We start from the raw sequence: 16,763 nt of genomic DNA on the forward strand, positions 1-16,763 counted from the left end.
GGCCTCGAAGATAGGGTAAGGGTTTATCTGTGTTGTAGTGACAGCATATTCCCAATTAAAACAAACCAAATCAACATCTATGAAGTGGGCTTATTTGAGTTTTAAACTGTATTTTTTATATATACAATTGAAATATAACAATTAAATAATTATTTTGTTTTATGTTGATGTTTGTTGTTTTGTGATGAGGTTCAAATGCAGATAGGGAGAAATGGAGGATGCCTCCTCCATTTTATAGAGATCAGTGTTGTTTTACTGCGTGCGGTTTCTCTTCAATCGCCTTCCCGGACCAGTAACCCGCCAGTAGCGAACCAGAAAGGTTGTGCCAGACGGAAAATAGCGCGCCGGGCAGAGCGGCGAGCGGACCGAAGTAGATTTTGCCCAGCGCAGCGGCGAGGCCGGAGTTTTGCATGCCGACTTCAATCGCCAGTGTGCGGCAGGTGGATTCATCAAAGCCGAATAGTTTCCCGCCCCAGTAGCCGCCAAGCAGGCCAATGGTGTTATGCAGAATAACGGCGATAATTACCACAAAGCCGACTGACGCTATGTGCGACGCAGAACCTGCCACAACAGCGCTGATAATCGCCAGGATGCACACCATAGAAAACGCGGGCAGATACGGTTCTACGGCTTTCACGACGCGTGGGAACAGATGGTGAATGACCAGACCCAAAGCAATCGGAATAACCACGATCTGCAGAATACTCAGCAGCATACCCATCACATCCACCTGGATATGCGCGTCGACGTAAAGACGGGTGAGCAGCGGCGTGGCGACAACACCGACCAGCGTTGAAACCGATGAAATCGTCACGGAGAGCGCCACATCGCCTTTCGCCAGGTAGATCATTACGTTAGATGCCGTTCCGCTGGCCACGCTACCGACCAGCACCATACCTGCGGACAATTCCGGCGGCATATTAAAAGCCAGCGCCAAAATCCATGCGGCGAGCGGCATCACCAGATAGTGCAGGAAAATACCCGCCGCGACCGGGGCCGGGCGTGAGAGTACGCGTTTAAAGTCATCCACCTTCAGGTGCACGCCCATACCGAACATAATCAGCATCAGTAACGACGGCACGAATGGCCCGACAGGCGTAAAGGTGGAGGGTGTGTAATACGCAATAACAGAGAGCAGCAGCGCCCATAACGGGAACAGCCGCGTGAGAGTAGCGAGCATGTTGTATTCCTTGCGATTGAAATGTGTTGTGTTGTTATAAAAAAGCCGGGATCGAGCCCGACCATAGTTATGGTTTATCGCGTGATGGAATATTATTCAAACAAATTATGTTTATGTTCCGCAGTGAATGTTTTCCCAGCTCAGCCCGAAACGAGCGAGATATTTGCGCAGGCGGTCTGCATCGTTAGGATTGGCTTTTTTCTGCCGTGAGACGGCAAACAGTTCGCGTCCGGCTTCCGACAGCGACGCGCAGCGGCGGCACACTTCCAGTACCGTTTCTAACTGGCGGCGATCGAACAGGTCAATGTCCATATTCACTTCAGGCTGCGGAGTTGCTATCTGCCAACTCTCCTTTAGCAGCGCAATCTCTTCTTCGACAAGGGATAAGGTGATGCGACCTTGTTCGGCAAGCGTCGCCATGCGCGCGATGGATGAACTGAGTTCGCGAAAGTTGCCGCGCCATTGCGCCTGTGGGGAGCAGGCAAATGCCAGATAGGAAGCGCGGGCTTCTTTATCGAAACGGATTTGCGTCTGTTTGCTGTTGGAGAAACGTTGCAGCTCATACTCGACGTTCGGCGCGATATCTTCCCGCCGCTGCGCCAGACCGGGCAGGGCGAAGCACCACATGTTGATACGCGCGTAGAGATCCTCGCGAAAACGGCCTTCAGCGACCCATTGCCGCATGTCGCGATGGGTGCCGGCAATCAGCTGAAAATCGCTGCGTACTTCTTTGTCTGACCCAAACGGGAAAAAGGTTTTTTCTTCAATTGCTTTGAGTAGCATGGCCTGCTCGTCCAACCCTAATTCGGCGATCTCATCGAGAAACAGCACGCCGCCATCGGCCTCTCGCAGTAATCCGCTACGCGCCGTGAGCGCACCGGTAAACGCCCCCTTCACGTGACCGAACAGCGTGGACATCGCATTGTCGCCGCGCAGGGTCGCGCAGTTAACCGCCACCAGTTTTCCCGCTACCAGATGCCGCGACTGGCGTAGCTGGAAAATGCGTTTCGCGAGGAAGGATTTGCCCGCGCCGGTAGGGCCGGTGAGCAGGATCGGGTCGGTCGAACGCAGAGCGACTCGCTCAATGCGATCGATCAGTTTATTGAAGGTGGCGTTGTGCGTATCAATCCCGGCTTTCAGAAAAGAGACCGACTGCTGCTGTTCGCGCTGAAAACGACTGGTGAGCGTGGCGTAGCGGCTTAAATCGAGATCGATAACCGAGCAGACGCCAGCGGCGATGGCCTCATCGGATGAACCGCGTGGCGCCGGGCTGGTTTGCAGCAGGCTGGCGGGCAGGTAGCGGGCTTCCGTCAGCAAAAACCAGCAGATTTGTGCCACGTGAGTGCCGGTGGTGATGTGCACCAGATACTCTTCGTTTTCCGTATCAAATTCATAATGCGTGGCAAAGTCGAGAAACGCGGCGTAGACCTCTTCAAAGTCCCACGGATCGTTAATGGTGACGGCATGCGGGCGAACCTGGGTGTGCGGCGAAAGCAGCGCGACGTCTTCAATCAACCGTTGCGCCATGCTCTCATCGCGTGGCTGGTGGAGGAGTTCCAGCCTGTCGACAGGGAAATCGGGTTGTTGGCATAGCCCAACCGTGGGTCGCCACTTCTTAAACCGATTGGCCCGCTTGCCGCGCTTATCGAGCACCGTTCCCAGTACGCCAATCACTACCCGCCGTTTTTTCATGGTTTATCCAAAAAGATAAATAAGAGAATAAAAGATAAAAAAATTAACCCGTCAAGACAACCGCCATTATTGGCATCAATAATTAAAATTATAAAAATCAATTAATTAACAATTAAATATGCCTTTTTTAATTCCTGGCACGCTTCTGGCAATAACACTTGCGTCAATCACGCTGAAAGCGCAGGGGGTTAAACCCCGCCGGCACGTCAGGAACGGCACAGGCTGTTTTCCGGGAGTGTTCCGTCAGCCGATGACACACAGTGGGTTCGATTCCCAATTTCATCCCCGAATGAAAACTGGTTGTTAATCATAGAAATAAAGCGGAGTGATGCGCAGTTAGCACGCTCCAGAACAGGCTGCCGGTAAAGATGCCGTGCGGCAGGCAAAAGGGAATTCCCCTGCCGCTTCGCCCCTGCACCCGCGCCTGAACGATATTAAGGAATATAAAATGGCTAAGAAAATCACTATCCAAAAAGCGCAGTTAGGTCTTTTATCCCGCGAGGGTGATTACTATCAGGTGTTGGAAGCGGGTCAGCATCGTTTACCGTGGTTTAACACCCCGGAAGTGCTGATCGTCAACAGGGATGGCGGCGAAGTACCGCAGGCATTAGCGGAGTATTTACGCCGCTTTCAGCCCGAGTGGGTGGCGCGTTTCTGCCTGGTCGCGGATACAACGGATACCGAAGCCGCGGCGCTGTATATCAACGGCGTTTTGCAGGAGATCCTGCCACCGGCATCGCGCCGTCTGTACTGGCAGGCCGATGAAGCGCTGAAGCTGGTACGGATGGATACACGTCAGGTTTTGGTTCCTGTTGACGTGATGAACGCGGTGTTACAGCCACGTCGCAGCGGTGCGGTGAAAGGTCGCGAAGCTATCTTAACGGTGCAGGTCCCGGCGTGGCACGTCGGTGTACTGAAAATTGATGGTGAAACTCAGGCGCTGTTGCTGCCGGGGGTAACAGCATACTGGAAGGTAAACCATCTGATTGAAGCGGAAGTGGTGGATACCCGTTTGCAGGTGCTGGAGGTTGGCGGTCAGGAGATCCTGACCAAAGATAAGGTCAACCTGCGTTTAAACCTGGCGGCGAACTGGCGTTATAGCGATGTGCTGCTGGCATTTGGTCAACTGACTAAACCGCTGGATCACCTTTACCGTGAGTTGCAGTTTGCGCTGCGTGAAGCGGTGGGAACGCGCACACTGGACGAATTACTGGAAGATAAGCAGGTGATCGATGAAGTGGTGAGCGCGCAGGTGAAAGCCCGCATGACGCCGTTTGGTATCGAAGTGGCTTCACTGGGGGTGAAGGATATTGTCCTGCCCGGTGATATGAAGGCTATTTTGTCGCAACTGGTTGAAGCGGAAAAATCCGCCCAGGCCAACGTGATCCGACGTCGTGAAGAGACTGCCGCCACGCGATCGCTGTTAAATACGGCAAAAGTGATGGAAAACAACCCGGTAGCGCTGCGCTTAAAAGAACTGGAAACCCTCGAAAGAGTTGCTGAGCGTATCGATAAAATCTCGGTGTTCGGGGGCCTGGATCAGGTGCTGCACGGCCTTGTGAACATAAAAGGATAAGAATAATGAGTTATAACACAGTGGACGGCGCAATGCGCGAACGGGTATTGCGCCAGCTAAAAGAGGTTGAGCAGCGCTATGGCGTCAGGGTGCTGTATGCCTGTGAATCCGGCAGCCGTGGCTGGGGATTTGCCTCGCCGGACAGCGATTACGACGTGCGATTTCTCTATGTTCATCCCCCTGAATGGTATCTGCGGGTCGAAGCGCCTCGCGATGTTATCGAGCTGCCGATAGATAATGAGCTGGACGTGTGCGGCTGGGAATGGCGCAAGGCGCTGGGGTTACTCAAAGGCGCAAACCCGACGCTTATCGAGTGGCTGGATTCGCCGGTGGTCTATCAGCAGGATGACGTGACCGTTTCGGCGCTGAAAGCGCTGGTGCTCAAATGGTTTTCTCCGCTACGTGCCCGCTGGCACTACTACTCTATGGCGCGGAAAAACTTCCGTGGTTATTTGCAGGGTGACGACGTGCGATTGAAGAAGTACTTCTACGTTCTGCGACCCCTGTTGGCGGTGCGTTGGGTGGAAGCGGGCAAGGGCGTACCGCCGATGCGTTTTGCCGACCTGCTGGCGGGAAGTGAACTGGATGCGCCATTGCGTCATGAAATTGATGAGCTGTTGGAGCGCAAGCAGTGTGCGGGTGAAGCGGAGTACGGCCCGCGTCGTCCACTGTTGCATGCGTTTATCCGCGCCGAGCTGGAAAGAGGAGAGATTCCACCGGCGTTACCGGATTGCCGGGAAGGCGATGTCAGGGAGCTGGACAGATTGTTATATGAAACGGTGATGCGGTGAAAATGCCCGATGGCCTAAGAACCATCGGGCGTTGACGTCTACTTATTCAAACAAGTTATGGTGTAGCTTCTGTACAACCTGCTCGGCTTCAGTACCGGGTACCAGGAAGCACAGGTTATGGCTGGACGCGCCGTAGCAAATCATTCGAATGTTGAATGGCTCCAGTACGCCGAACACCTCTTTACCCACGCCACAGGCTTTGGACAGGTCATTGCCAATCAACGCCACCAGCGCCAGGCCTTCTTCCACTTCAACCCGACACAGGGCAGACAGTTCCATCAGCAGAGACTGTGTTAACAGTGTATCGCCGGTGGACGTTGAACCAGTGGTATCCAGCGTCAGCGCCACGCTGACTTCGGATGTGGTAATTAAATCGACCGAGATATTGTGGCGTGCCAGGATGCCGAACACTTCCGCCAAAAAGCCGCGAGAGTGCAGCATATTCAGGCTATGCAGTGTCAGCAGCGTCTGCTTACGGCGTAATGCCAGCGCCCGGAACAGCGGTGGATTCGCGGTTTTATTACATACCAGCGTACCGCCTGCTTTTGGATCCTTACTGGAGCCCACAAATACCGGAATATCGCTACGTACGGCTGGCAACAGGGTTGCCGGGTGCAGAACTTTCGCGCCAAAGGTCGCCATTTCCGCGGCCTCTTCAAAGGCAATTTCATCAATACGCTGCGCAGCCGGAACCACGCGCGGATCGGTCGTGTAAATGCCGGGAACGTCGGTCCAGATATCAACGCGCGTTGCGTGTAGGGCTTCTGCCAGTAAGGCGGCGGTATAATCGCTGCCGCCGCGTCCCAGCGTGGTGGTGCGGCCCTTGCCTTCACTGCCGATAAAGCCCTGAGTAATCACCAGACCTTCGCTCAGACGCGGGGCCAACTGGAGCGTTGCCAGTTCAGCCAGCGCCGTGACGTCGGGTTCTGCACGACCAAAACGATCGTTAGTGCGCATCACTTTACGCACGTCAAACCACTGCGCTTGCACGTTGCGTTCACGCAGGATCTCGACGAACAGCAGGGTAGACATCAGTTCACCGTGGCTGACCAGTTCGTCGGTCAGCGCGGTTGAGGTCGCCAGTGACGCCGCTTCTGCCAGTGTGGTGATGTTTTCCAGCAGACGTTCGATCTCTTCACGGATCACGTTTGGATAACGCAGGCGTTCCAGAATGTTGAACTGAATTTGACGAATGGCATCGAGTTTTTCGAAGCGCGCGGTTGGCTCCAGCCCTTCAGCCAGTGCGACCAGCAGGTTGGTGATTCCCGCAGAAGCGGAAAGTACCACCACACGGACGTTAGCATCAGAAAGCACGACATCAGCGCTGCGATTCATGGCATCAAAATCCGCCACGCTGGTACCACCAAACTTGGAGACAACTACATCAGTCATAACTACCTCGTGTCAGGGAATGAATAGAGCGACCATGGCACATAAGGCAGAACGAAAACCGGTGCAGGCGCAAATGCAAATACCGTATTTATAAATAAAATGTGTAGCTTGCACTGTCAACGCTGGGATTATGCGGATTTTTCATGCTGCAACTGCGTTGAGTAACGGTACTAATAACAACGCTGATAACCGCTATACTTTTTAGCCACGTTTGGCGGATGCCCTGGCAATGGCATTAAAACAATCACACTTTTCTGTGACTGGCGTTACAATCGATCTCAGTCACAATTCTCAAAATCAGAAGAGTATTGCTAATGAAAAACATCAATCCAACGCAGACCTCAGCCTGGCAGGCACTACAAAAACACTTTGAAGAAATGAAAGACGTTACTATCGCGGATCTTTTCGCGAAAGATAGCGATCGTTTCACTAAGTTTTCCGCGACGTTTGACGATCTGATGCTGGTGGATTTCTCCAAAAACCGCATCACTGAAGAGACGCTGGCTAAACTGCAGGATCTGGCGAAAGAAACCGATTTGGCGGGTGCCATCAAGTCCATGTTCTCCGGTGAGAAAATCAACCGTACTGAAGACCGTGCCGTGCTGCACGTGGCGCTGCGTAACCGTAGCAATACGCCGATCATCGTTGACGGCAAAGATGTGATGCCGGAAGTGAATGCGGTACTGGAGAAGATGAAATCTTTCTCTGAAGCGATCATCTCCGGAAGCTGGAAAGGCTATACCGGCAAAGCCATCACTGATGTAGTAAACATCGGTATCGGCGGTTCTGACCTTGGCCCGTTCATGGTGACCGAAGCGCTGCGTCCGTATAAAAATCACCTGAACATGCACTTTGTGTCGAACGTCGATGGTACGCACATCGCCGAAGTGCTGAAAAAAGTGAACCCGGAAACCACGCTGTTCCTGGTCGCTTCCAAAACCTTCACCACCCAGGAAACCATGACCAACGCCCACAGCGCGCGCGACTGGTTCCTGGCGACCGCTGGCGACAACAAGCACGTAGCCAAACACTTCGCAGCGCTTTCCACTAACGGTAAAGCGGTTGGCGAGTTTGGTATTGATACTGCCAATATGTTCGAGTTCTGGGACTGGGTTGGCGGTCGTTACTCCCTGTGGTCTGCAATCGGTCTGTCCATCATCCTGTCCGTAGGCTTCGACAACTTTGTTGAGCTGCTCTCCGGCGCGCATGCGATGGACAAACACTTCTCCACCACCCCGGCTGAGAAAAACCTGCCGGTGCTGCTGGCGCTGATCGGTATCTGGTACAACAACTTCTTCGGTGCCGAAACCGAAGCGATTCTGCCGTATGACCAGTATATGCACCGTTTCGCGGCCTACTTCCAGCAGGGCAACATGGAATCCAACGGTAAATACGTTGACCGTAACGGCAATGCGGTGGATTACCAGACTGGCCCAATCATCTGGGGTGAGCCGGGTACTAACGGCCAGCATGCGTTCTACCAGCTGATCCACCAGGGTACCAAAATGGTGCCGTGCGATTTCATCGCGCCGGCAATCACCCACAATCCGCTGTCGGATCACCATCCGAAACTGCTGTCTAACTTCTTCGCGCAAACCGAAGCGCTGGCTTTTGGTAAATCTCGTGAAGTGGTTGAGCAGGAATATCGCGACCAGGGTAAAGATCCGGCTACGCTTGAGCACGTTGTGCCGTTCAAAGTGTTCGAAGGTAACCGTCCAACGAACTCCATTCTGCTGCGCGAAATCACGCCGTTCAGCCTGGGTGCGCTGATTGCGCTGTACGAACACAAAATCTTCACTCAGGGCGCGATCCTGAACATCTTCACCTTTGACCAGTGGGGCGTTGAGCTGGGCAAACAGCTGGCGAACCGCATTCTGCCAGAGCTGAACGATGATAAAACTGTTTCTTCCCATGATGTTTCTACTAATGGGTTGATTAACCGTTACAAAGCCTGGCGCGCCTGATGGCGCTGCGCTTATCCGGCCTACAGACACATATCCTGTAGGCCGGATAAGGCGTTTCGCCGCCATCCGGCATTAATGAAATAAAAAAGCCGATATTAATATCGGCTTTTTTATAAGATTACTCCAGGATATTTATGTTTTTACTTCACCCTTTAATTGAGCTTAATCCTAAAATAATTTATTCAACGTTATCCTGTTTCTGATATTTTCAGATTTACCGGGTATTGTGTTTTTATTATTATATTTTAACTCTTTGAATTAAGTTGTTTTTATTATTTGTTGTTAATCATATTTTCTCTCGTTATCTAATTGTCCTAAATTCCCTCTCGATCTAATTTGCATACTTCGCTTGTGTATACTCGATCTCGCCCGAAATTCTTTTGGGTAAATCTCCATTCATACAATGAAGGGAATTTGTGATGAAAAAAGTTCTGTATGGCCTTTGGGCTATATCTGCGCTTGCGGCGACCTCTGTCTATGCCGCCCCCGTTCAGGTGGGTGAGGCTGCAGGGTCGGCTGCTGCGTCGGTTTCGGCAGGAAGTTCCTCCGCAACCAGCGTGAGCACCGTAAGTTCTGCGGTGGGGGTTGCCCTGGCGGCGACCGGCGGCGGCGATGGTTCTAATACCGGAACCACAACCACCACAACCACCAGTACCCAGTAATAAAGGTACGTTTAATTCTAACCACACTTCGGTGTGGTTATTTTGGAATTGCCAAAAGTCTGTGGGATTTGTAGGCCGGGTAAGCGTTGCGCCACCCGGCAATAAAGCGGAGAAACGTCGTGAAGCGACCAGCGATCATAATGGTTTGCCTGCTACTGCAGGCGTGCTCAGCCACTACCGAAGGGCTGGGTCATTCGCTGTGGGATAGCGTGTTTGGTACTTCCGGCGTACAGATGACGGACGATGAAATTCAAAACATGCCTTACGCCAGCCAGTACATGCAGCTCAACGGCGGTCCCCAACTGTTTGTGGTACTCGCGTTTGCAGAAAACGGACAGCAGAAATGGGTGACTCAGGATCGGGCTATTCTCGTCACGCAGCATGGGCGCATTGTGAAAACGCACCTTGGCGGGGACAACCTAATCGAGGTGAATAATCTGGCGACAGACCCGCTCATCAAGCCAAATCAGATAGTCGACGGCGCAACGTGGATCCGCACGATGGGCTGGACTGAACATCAGCAGGTACGCTATGCCACCGCGCGCTCGGTTTTCACATGGGATAGCGCAGACACCATCAAAGTCGGCAGCTATAACACGCCGGTACGGATCCTTGATGAAGAGGTCACCACCGATCAAACGCGCTGGCATAACCGCTACTGGATCGACAGTGAAGGGCAGATTCGCCAGTCGGAACAGTATCTTGGCGCAGGTTTCTTCCCGGTGAAAACCACGCTGATTAAGGCGGCAAAACCATGATGAAACAAATGATTACTGCGCTGACATTCAGCCTGTGCGCGGCATCTGTTTTTGCTGCGGGCAGCGTAAAAGTGATTACGACAGGTAGCACAGAAGCAAAAACTCTGACCGGGGCTGAACATCTGCTCGACCTGGTTGGACAGCCGCGGTTGAGCAATAGCTGGTGGCTAGGTGCGGTTATCAGCGAAGAGCGGGCAACAACTGAGGCACAACGTCAGCAGCAGGCATTACTGGCTCGTCTGGCGGCGTTGAGTGCTGAAGCAAGCGGTGATGATGCTGGCGCTATCAACGCATTACGCCAGCAAATTCAGGCGCTGAAGGTGACCGGTAGACAGACGATTAATCTCGACCCAGATGTAGTGCGTACCAGTGAGCCAGGCAACCCGCCGTTGCAGGGCAATTACACACTGTGGGTCGGACCGCAGCCCACGGATATCACGCTGTTTGGCCTGCTAAGCCACCCGGGTAAACAGCCTTTTATACCCGGACGTGATGTTGCCAGCTATCTCGATGGGCAACATCGGCTCAGCGGCGCGGATCGTAGCTACGCCTGGGTTGTCTATCCCAACGGACGCACACAAAAAGTACCGGTCGCCTACTGGAACAAACGTCACATTGAGCCGATGCCCGGCAGCATCATTTTTGTCGGGTTGTCGGACTCTGTCTGGAGCAGCACCCCGGATGAAATCAATGCCGACATTCTTCGCACCCTGACCCAGCGGATACCCGAATAATGAGAAAAACTTATCTGCTCAGCCTGTTGGCGCTGGGTATCAGTGCGGCCTGTCACGGTGAAACGTATCCTGCGCCGATTGGTCCTTCCCAGTCCGATTTTGGCGGCGTGGGGCTGCTGCAAACCCCAACCGCACGCATGGCGCGTGAGGGCGAAATGAGCCTTAACTACCGCGATAACGATCAGTACCGCTATTACTCTGCGTCGGTGCAGCTCTTCCCGTGGCTGGAAACCACGCTGCGCTATACCGATGTGCGTACCAAACAATACAGTAGCGTGGAGTCGTTTTCTGGCGATCAGACATACAAGGATAAAGCTTTTGATCTCAAACTACGTCTGTGGGAAGAGAGCTACTGGATGCCGCAGGTGGCGGTAGGTGCGCGCGATATTGGCGGAACGGGCCTGTTCGATGCGGAGTATATTGTGGCAAACAAAGCCTGGGGACCGTTTGATTTCTCACTCGGTCTTGGCTGGGGATACCTCGGGACCAGCGGCAACGTCAGCAATCCGTTTTGCTCATACAGCGATAAATTCTGTCATCGCGATAACAGTTACAAGCAGGCGGGTTCCATTGACGGCAGCCAGATGTTCCACGGCCCGGCATCGCTGTTTGGCGGCGTGGAATATCAGACACCCTGGCAGCCGCTGCGTCTGAAACTGGAGTATGAGGGTAATAATTACCAGCAGGATTTCGCGGGCAAGCTGGATCAGAAGAGCAAGTTTAACGTCGGCGCTATTTATCGCGTCACCGATTGGGCCGACGTTAACCTCAGCTATGAGCGCGGGAACACCTTTATGTTTGGGTTCACGCTGCGGACTAACTTCAACGATTTGCGACCAAACTATAACGATAACGCCCGTCCGAAGTATCAGCCGCAGCCGCAGGATGCCATCCTGCAACATTCGGTGGTGGCGAATCAGCTAACGCTGCTGAAATACAATGCCGGGCTGGCGGATCCTAAAATCCAGGTGCAGGGCGATACGCTGTATGTAACAGGCGAACAGGTGAAATACCGTGATTCACGCGAGGGGATCGAGCGTGCCAACCGGATCGTGATGAACGATCTTCCTGACGGGATCCGCACGATCCGTATTACGGAAAATCGCCTTAACTTGCCGCAGGTGACGACCGAAACAGAGGTTTCCAGCCTCAAGCGCCATCTGGAAGGCGAGCCCTTGGGCCATGAGACTCAACTGGCGCAAAAACGCGTGGAGCCCATGGTGCCGAAAACGACCGAGCAGGGCTGGTATATTGATAAGTCGCGCTTCGATTTCCATATCGATCCGGTGCTAAACCAGTCGGTGGGTGGCCCGGAAAATTTCTATATGTATCAGTTGGGCGTGATGGGTACGGCGGATTGGTGGGTGACCGATCATCTGCTGACCACCGGGAGTTTGTTCGCCAACCTCGCCAATAACTATGACAAGTTTAACTACACCAACCCGCCGCAGGATTCGCATTTGCCGCGTGTGCGTACCCATGTACGTGACTACGTGCAAAACGATGTTTACGTGAATAACCTGCAGGCCAACTACTTCCAGTCACTCGGCAACGGCTTTTACGGACAGGTTTACGGCGGCTATCTGGAGACCATGTACGGCGGGGCGGGGGCAGAAGTGCTGTATCGCCCGCTGGACAGCAACTGGGCGTTTGGTGTTGATGCCAACTACGTGAAACAGCGTGACTGGCGTAGCGCGCAGGACATGATGAAATTCACCGACTACAGCGTGAAGACCGGGCATTTGACCGCGTACTGGAATCCTTCTTTCGCCCAGGATGTGCTGGTGAAAGCCAGCGTGGGTCAGTATCTGGCCGGGGATAAGGGCGGAACGTTGGAGATCGCCAAACGCTTCGACAGCGGTGTCGTGGTGGGTGGTTATGCGACTATCACTAACGCCTCGCCGGATGAGTATGGCGAGGGTGATTTTACTAAAGGGGTGTACGTTTCCGTGCCGCTGGATCTGTTCTCGTCTGGTCCGACCCGCAGCCGTGCGGCGATTGGCTGGACGCCGTTAACACGTGATGGCGGTCAGCAGCTTGGGCGTAAGTTTGGTCTGTACGATATGACCAGCGATCGCAGCGTGAATTTTCGGTAATCGAGCCGTTTGCCAGCCGGATGGCGCTACGCTTATCCGGCCTACAAAGAGCCTGTATTGCAGGCCGGATAAGGTATTTACGCCGTCATCAGGGAAGTTACAGGCGACGCAATAATTTTGCCGGGTTTCCCGCGTACACGCCTTTCTCGGTGATTGATTTGGTCACTACGCTTCCTGCGCCGATGACCGCGCCATCGCAGACAGTGACCGCCAGAATGGTCGCCCCGCTGCCGATCGAAACATCGTCGCCAATCGTAATTCTTCCCCAACTGTTGCGGTCGGCGTTGGGTTTTCCTTCGCGGAACATATCGTTGGCGAACATCACGCCATGACCGATAAAACAGCGGGCGCCGAGGGTGACATATTCGCAGATGAAGGTGTGCGACTGAATTTTGCTGTCTGCGCCAATCTGTGTGTTGCCCTGGATTTCAACAAATGGTCCGACAAAAACGTTGTCTCCCAATGTGCAATCGTAGAGATTGGCAGGTTCATAAATCACCACGTTCTCACCGCAGGTAACGTTGCGGACAGCGGATTGTCTTAGCTGCATAATTCATCCTGTGAAATGTATCGTGGCATTCATCATTCTCCGTTGACCTTTCTTGCACAAAATATAAACAAAAAATGTAGATCTCTGTCACATTTTTGCGTTATACAGGAACCTCGCCACTGAGTAAGAGGTGCTGCTATGACGTCGCTATCTCGTCCGCGCGTGGAGTTTATCTCCACTATTTTACAGACCGTGTTGAATCTGGGACTGCTGAGTCTGGGCCTGATCCTGGTTGTATTCCTCGGGAAAGAAACGCTGCATCTGGCGGACGTGCTGTTCGCGCCGGAACAAACCAGCAAGTATGAGCTGGTGGAAGGGCTGGTGGTTTACTTCCTCTACTTTGAATTTATCGCGTTGATTGTGAAGTACTTTCAGTCAGGGTTTCACTTTCCGTTGCGCTACTTTGTCTATATCGGGATCACTGCGATTGTGCGGTTGATCATTGTCGATCATAAAGCGCCGATGGATGTGCTGATCTATTCTGCAGCGATCCTGCTGCTGGTGATCACCCTGTGGCTGTGTAATTCCAAACGGCTGAAGCGAGAGTAAAAGACAACACGCCGCAATCGGGCTGCGGCGTGTAGACGTAGTTAATTATTGGCAAATATCTTAATCAGGCTGGTACTACTTGCTTTCATTTGCTGCTTCCATCATGAGCTGTTGCTGCTTTTCTTTGGATAAGCGAGCAATGCCAAAACCAGTGAAACCCCATAACGTCGCAAAGAAAATGCCACTCCAGCAGAGAATCGCCCACGGAAGATAGCTTAATGTTGCAACACCAAGCGTACCTGCCATGTAGGCTCCCGCCGCAGTCCAGGGCAGAATCGGCTCGAATATGGTGGCAGAGTCTTCTACTGTCCTTGCCAGATTTTTTGGGTGTAGCCCACGCTCAATATAAGCGCTTCGTAGCATTTCAATCGGAATCAGGATTGAGATCTGACCATTACAGGTCACGCTAATCATTGTTAAACCACAGGCAATAGTCGCAAGAATCATGGTTCCTGTGGAATGAACTAGTTTAAGTAGGTTGTGGACAATGACTTCTAAAGCACCGCTCAGAGCCAATGTTCCCGCAAATGAAAGGGCGCAGAAACAAATCAGCAGCGTACTCATCATCGAGTTCATGCCACCACGGTTAAGCAAATTACCCAGTAGGGGATTAACATCTTTATCGGCAAGCATTGAAACGTTAAATCCGTCTACGGCGCTTTTTACAATATCGTGCAGAGTGAAACCCTGAATGACGCTGGCGTTGATCATGGCAACCAGTGCCGAAACTAACATAATTGGAATGGTTGGTTTCTTGGTAATCGAGCCGTACAGGACAATAGCAATGGGTAACAGTAACAACAAATTAAAATGGTAAATACCCTTTAATCCCTCTGTAATTAACTGAACTTTATCGGGAACGGTTGAGCCGCCGAGATCGCCATTCATACCATAGAGAGTCATGACAACAGCAGAAAGGATCAAGGAAGGAAGGGTTGTGTAAAGTAAATGAGCGATATGTTCATAGAGATCTATCTGGGCGGCCATCGCTGCCAGGTTAGTGTCACCAGAAAGGGGAGACAGTTTGTCCCCGAAGTAAGCTCCCGCCACAATAGCCCCAGCAGTTGCTGCCAGATTAGCCTCCATTCCGATGGCCACGCCCATAAACGCTACACCGACTGTGCCCGCTGAGCCCCAGGATGTTCCTGTGCACACAGAGACGACTGCAGTGACAAGCAGGGCTGTCACATAGATCATTGAAGGGTTTATCAGATTAAGGCCGTAATAAATCATCAGCGGAATAGTACCGCCTATCATCCATGTCCCAATCAGTAGGCCCACGCTGATCAAAATTAAGAGAGCGGGCATCGTTTTGGCGATTTTCTGCGAAATTGATTCAAGGATTGCGTTGTAGCCGTACCCCAAACGCTTAACCAATAGTGCCGCAATGACGGTCGAAAGGACCATTAATGGCTCAGGTGGTAGATCGAAAGCCGCATAACCAACCCCCAGCAATAAGACCATCGCCAGTATCGGTAACATTGATTCCACCAGAGTTGGTGTTCTTGGAGTATTGTTATTATTCATGGAGGGAAACTCCTTTAGTGTAGGGTATGCTCTGATAAATCCGTTCAAATGCTTCTTTAAGAATGGTTCTCGGCGTGGCAATGTTCACACGGAAAAAACCAAGTCCTTCATCGCCAAAATCTGATCCCCAACTCATCTCAACACCTGCGAGCGAAACAAACCAATGGCGTAGCTGCTCTTCGCTGATGTTCATCGCTCGGTAGTCAATCCACAACATGTAAGTTCCGCCACCAGAGGCTAAAACCCAGTCTGGAAAATGAGTCTGGCAAAAGGATTGAACCCAACTCCTGTTTTCGGCTAAATAATCTTTTAATGCTGCTAACCAAGAATCACCATGGCGGTAAGCACAGAGAAATGCAGGAACAGAGAAATAACCAGGATTATGGATACCTGCTGCAATAAGAGCTGATTTAAACTTTTCTCGATACTTATCATTAGCAATAACAATATTAGCGATTTCAAGTCCGGCCATATTGAATGTTTTTGCCGGAGATGTACAAATAAACGAGTTTTGTGCAACGTATGAACTTATCGAAGAAATTGTTTGATGATGTTTTTTGATGAAATTGAAGTCTGCATGAACATCATCAGAAATAATAAAAACGTTGTATTTCTCTGCTAATGAAGCTATTTTTCTTAGATTATCTTCTGACCAGATTGTTCCTGTTGGATTATGCGGCGATATTAGAATGAAACAACAAGCCGTTTTAAACTTATCTTCGAGATCCGCAAAGTCTATTTCATAGGAGCGGTCACGATAAAGCAACGCACTTTCCAGCAATACTCTATGGTTGACTTCAACTGCATGGCTAATAGGATGATAGGCTGGTGCCAGGCTGACAATAGCATCTCCCGGTTGGGTAAAATTCTGGATATATAATGAAACGGCTTGTACCACTCGTGGGCAAAAAACAATGTGTTCAGGGTTGACCTTCCACGAGTAATGGCGTTGATACCACTGTGCTGTCACTTGCTGCCAGTCATCACTTAATAATGTATAACCGTAGATACCTTTCTGATTTGCGACTGATAATTCAGAAACCATAAAATCAGCTACCGGGATATCCATATCAGCTACAGATAGAGGGATGATTTCACGCCCCTTGTTATTATATTTAGCGCTATAGGTTCCGTCGCGTGAAATAACTTTATCAAAATTATAAACTTTCATATTTGTTACTCGCCCGATTTCATCTTTAGAGTAATGTAATATTTCGAGGGTGGAAGTGTTATTCTGTATTTTGTTTTCGTCATTATGAAAATTTGCATATGTGATGCTTATCACAAAGATG

Annotated in this window: 14 protein-coding genes; 8 read left to right on the forward strand and 6 right to left on the reverse strand. The window is 51.6% G+C overall.

What is annotated here, in order from left to right; translation table 11 throughout:
• Window positions 1–241: 241 nt before the first annotated feature.
• The gene (panS, locus tag WN16_RS05055) at window positions 242–1,180 is read right to left on the reverse strand and encodes a ketopantoate/pantoate/pantothenate transporter PanS (RefSeq protein WP_044702276.1); all 939 of its coding nucleotides are present in this window, start codon (window positions 1,178–1,180) and stop codon (window positions 242–244) included.
• 111 nt (window positions 1,181–1,291) lie between these two features.
• Window positions 1,292–2,872, reverse strand: a complete 1,581-nt coding sequence (gene rtcR / locus WN16_RS05060) for an RNA repair transcriptional activator RtcR (RefSeq protein WP_044702278.1) — start codon at window positions 2,870–2,872, stop codon at window positions 1,292–1,294.
• A 448-nt stretch (window positions 2,873–3,320) separates the two neighbouring features.
• On the opposite strand from rtcR, the gene WN16_RS05065 reads away from it, so the two are divergent.
• Together WN16_RS05065 and WN16_RS05070 are read left to right on the forward strand one after the other, a co-directional pair.
• Window positions 3,321–4,448: a slipin family protein gene (locus WN16_RS05065; protein WP_044702279.1), complete on the forward strand. Its 1,128-nt coding sequence runs from the start codon at window positions 3,321–3,323 to the stop codon at window positions 4,446–4,448.
• Between the two features lie 5 nt (window positions 4,449–4,453).
• Window positions 4,454–5,239 (forward strand): nucleotidyltransferase domain-containing protein, encoded by a 786-nt coding sequence (locus WN16_RS05070; protein ID WP_044702280.1) that lies wholly within the window; start codon window positions 4,454–4,456, stop codon window positions 5,237–5,239.
• A 42-nt stretch (window positions 5,240–5,281) separates the two neighbouring features.
• Here the strand turns inward: WN16_RS05070 and lysC are convergent, their stop codons facing one another.
• Window positions 5,282–6,631, reverse strand: a complete 1,350-nt coding sequence (lysC, locus tag WN16_RS05075; protein WP_003031667.1) for a lysine-sensitive aspartokinase 3 — start codon at window positions 6,629–6,631, stop codon at window positions 5,282–5,284.
• Window positions 6,632–6,945: 314 nt separating this feature from the next.
• Here lysC and pgi point away from each other — a divergent pair, with 314 nt between their 5' ends.
• From pgi to WN16_RS05100, 5 genes are all read left to right on the forward strand, one after another.
• Window positions 6,946–8,595: a glucose-6-phosphate isomerase gene (pgi, locus tag WN16_RS05080; protein WP_003031668.1), complete on the forward strand. Its 1,650-nt coding sequence runs from the start codon at window positions 6,946–6,948 to the stop codon at window positions 8,593–8,595.
• 419 nt (window positions 8,596–9,014) lie between these two features.
• Window positions 9,015–9,257, forward strand: coding sequence for an exopolysaccharide production protein YjbE (gene yjbE / locus WN16_RS05085; RefSeq protein WP_003826562.1), 243 nt, complete (start codon window positions 9,015–9,017; stop codon window positions 9,255–9,257).
• Between the two features lie 119 nt (window positions 9,258–9,376).
• Complete coding sequence (locus WN16_RS05090) at window positions 9,377–10,015, forward strand: YjbF family lipoprotein (RefSeq protein WP_044702281.1); 639 nt, start codon at window positions 9,377–9,379, stop codon at window positions 10,013–10,015.
• Entirely contained in the window at window positions 10,012–10,749 is a 738-nt protein-coding gene (locus WN16_RS05095) for a capsule biosynthesis GfcC D2 domain-containing protein (protein WP_044702283.1), read from the forward strand. Before WN16_RS05090 ends, WN16_RS05095 begins: the two co-directional genes overlap by 4 nt.
• Window positions 10,749–12,845, forward strand: a complete 2,097-nt coding sequence (locus tag WN16_RS05100; protein ID WP_044702285.1) for a YjbH domain-containing protein — start codon at window positions 10,749–10,751, stop codon at window positions 12,843–12,845. Before WN16_RS05095 ends, WN16_RS05100 begins: the two co-directional genes overlap by 1 nt.
• A 97-nt stretch (window positions 12,846–12,942) precedes the next feature.
• Here WN16_RS05100 and WN16_RS05105 read toward each other — a convergent pair whose 3' ends face one another.
• Window positions 12,943–13,398: an acyltransferase gene (locus WN16_RS05105; protein ID WP_161799279.1), complete on the reverse strand. Its 456-nt coding sequence runs from the start codon at window positions 13,396–13,398 to the stop codon at window positions 12,943–12,945.
• A gap of 135 nt (window positions 13,399–13,533) precedes the next feature.
• Between WN16_RS05105 and psiE the strand changes: the two genes are divergently transcribed.
• A complete protein-coding gene (gene psiE, locus WN16_RS05110) occupies window positions 13,534–13,944 on the forward strand; it encodes a phosphate-starvation-inducible protein PsiE (protein WP_003031674.1) in 411 nt (136 codons plus the stop codon).
• A gap of 75 nt (window positions 13,945–14,019) precedes the next feature.
• Here psiE and nhaC read toward each other — a convergent pair whose 3' ends face one another.
• Both nhaC and WN16_RS05120 read right to left on the reverse strand, forming a co-directional pair.
• On the reverse strand, window positions 14,020–15,471 hold the full coding sequence (gene nhaC, locus WN16_RS05115) for a Na+/H+ antiporter NhaC (protein ID WP_032938203.1): 1,452 nt from the start codon (window positions 15,469–15,471) through the stop codon (window positions 14,020–14,022).
• Window positions 15,464–16,642: a MalY/PatB family protein gene (locus WN16_RS05120; protein WP_044702305.1), complete on the reverse strand. Its 1,179-nt coding sequence runs from the start codon at window positions 16,640–16,642 to the stop codon at window positions 15,464–15,466. The genes nhaC and WN16_RS05120 overlap by 8 nt, the downstream gene beginning before the upstream one ends.
• Window positions 16,643–16,763: the final 121 nt, after the last annotated feature.

The organism is Citrobacter sp. ABFQG (assembly GCF_004322975.1).
Taxonomy (GTDB): Bacteria; Pseudomonadota; Gammaproteobacteria; order Enterobacterales; family Enterobacteriaceae; genus Citrobacter; species Citrobacter freundii.

Coding starts and splice junctions, on each gene's coding strand:
- panS (WP_044702276.1), bottom strand. CDS start 1,180: ATGCTCGCTACTCTCACGCGGCTGTTCCCGTTATGGGCGCTGCTGCTC.
- rtcR (WP_044702278.1), bottom strand. CDS start 2,872: ATGAAAAAACGGCGGGTAGTGATTGGCGTACTGGGAACGGTGCTCGAT.
- WN16_RS05065 (WP_044702279.1), top strand. CDS start 3,321: ATGGCTAAGAAAATCACTATCCAAAAAGCGCAGTTAGGTCTTTTATCC.
- WN16_RS05070 (WP_044702280.1), top strand. CDS start 4,454: ATGAGTTATAACACAGTGGACGGCGCAATGCGCGAACGGGTATTGCGC.
- lysC (WP_003031667.1), bottom strand. CDS start 6,631: ATGACTGATGTAGTTGTCTCCAAGTTTGGTGGTACCAGCGTGGCGGAT.
- pgi (WP_003031668.1), top strand. CDS start 6,946: ATGAAAAACATCAATCCAACGCAGACCTCAGCCTGGCAGGCACTACAA.
- yjbE (WP_003826562.1), top strand. CDS start 9,015: ATGAAAAAAGTTCTGTATGGCCTTTGGGCTATATCTGCGCTTGCGGCG.
- WN16_RS05095 (WP_044702283.1), top strand. CDS start 10,012: ATGATGAAACAAATGATTACTGCGCTGACATTCAGCCTGTGCGCGGCA.
- WN16_RS05100 (WP_044702285.1), top strand. CDS start 10,749: ATGAGAAAAACTTATCTGCTCAGCCTGTTGGCGCTGGGTATCAGTGCG.
- psiE (WP_003031674.1), top strand. CDS start 13,534: ATGACGTCGCTATCTCGTCCGCGCGTGGAGTTTATCTCCACTATTTTA.
- nhaC (WP_032938203.1), bottom strand. CDS start 15,471: ATGAATAATAACAATACTCCAAGAACACCAACTCTGGTGGAATCAATG.
- WN16_RS05120 (WP_044702305.1), bottom strand. CDS start 16,642: ATGAAAGTTTATAATTTTGATAAAGTTATTTCACGCGACGGAACCTAT.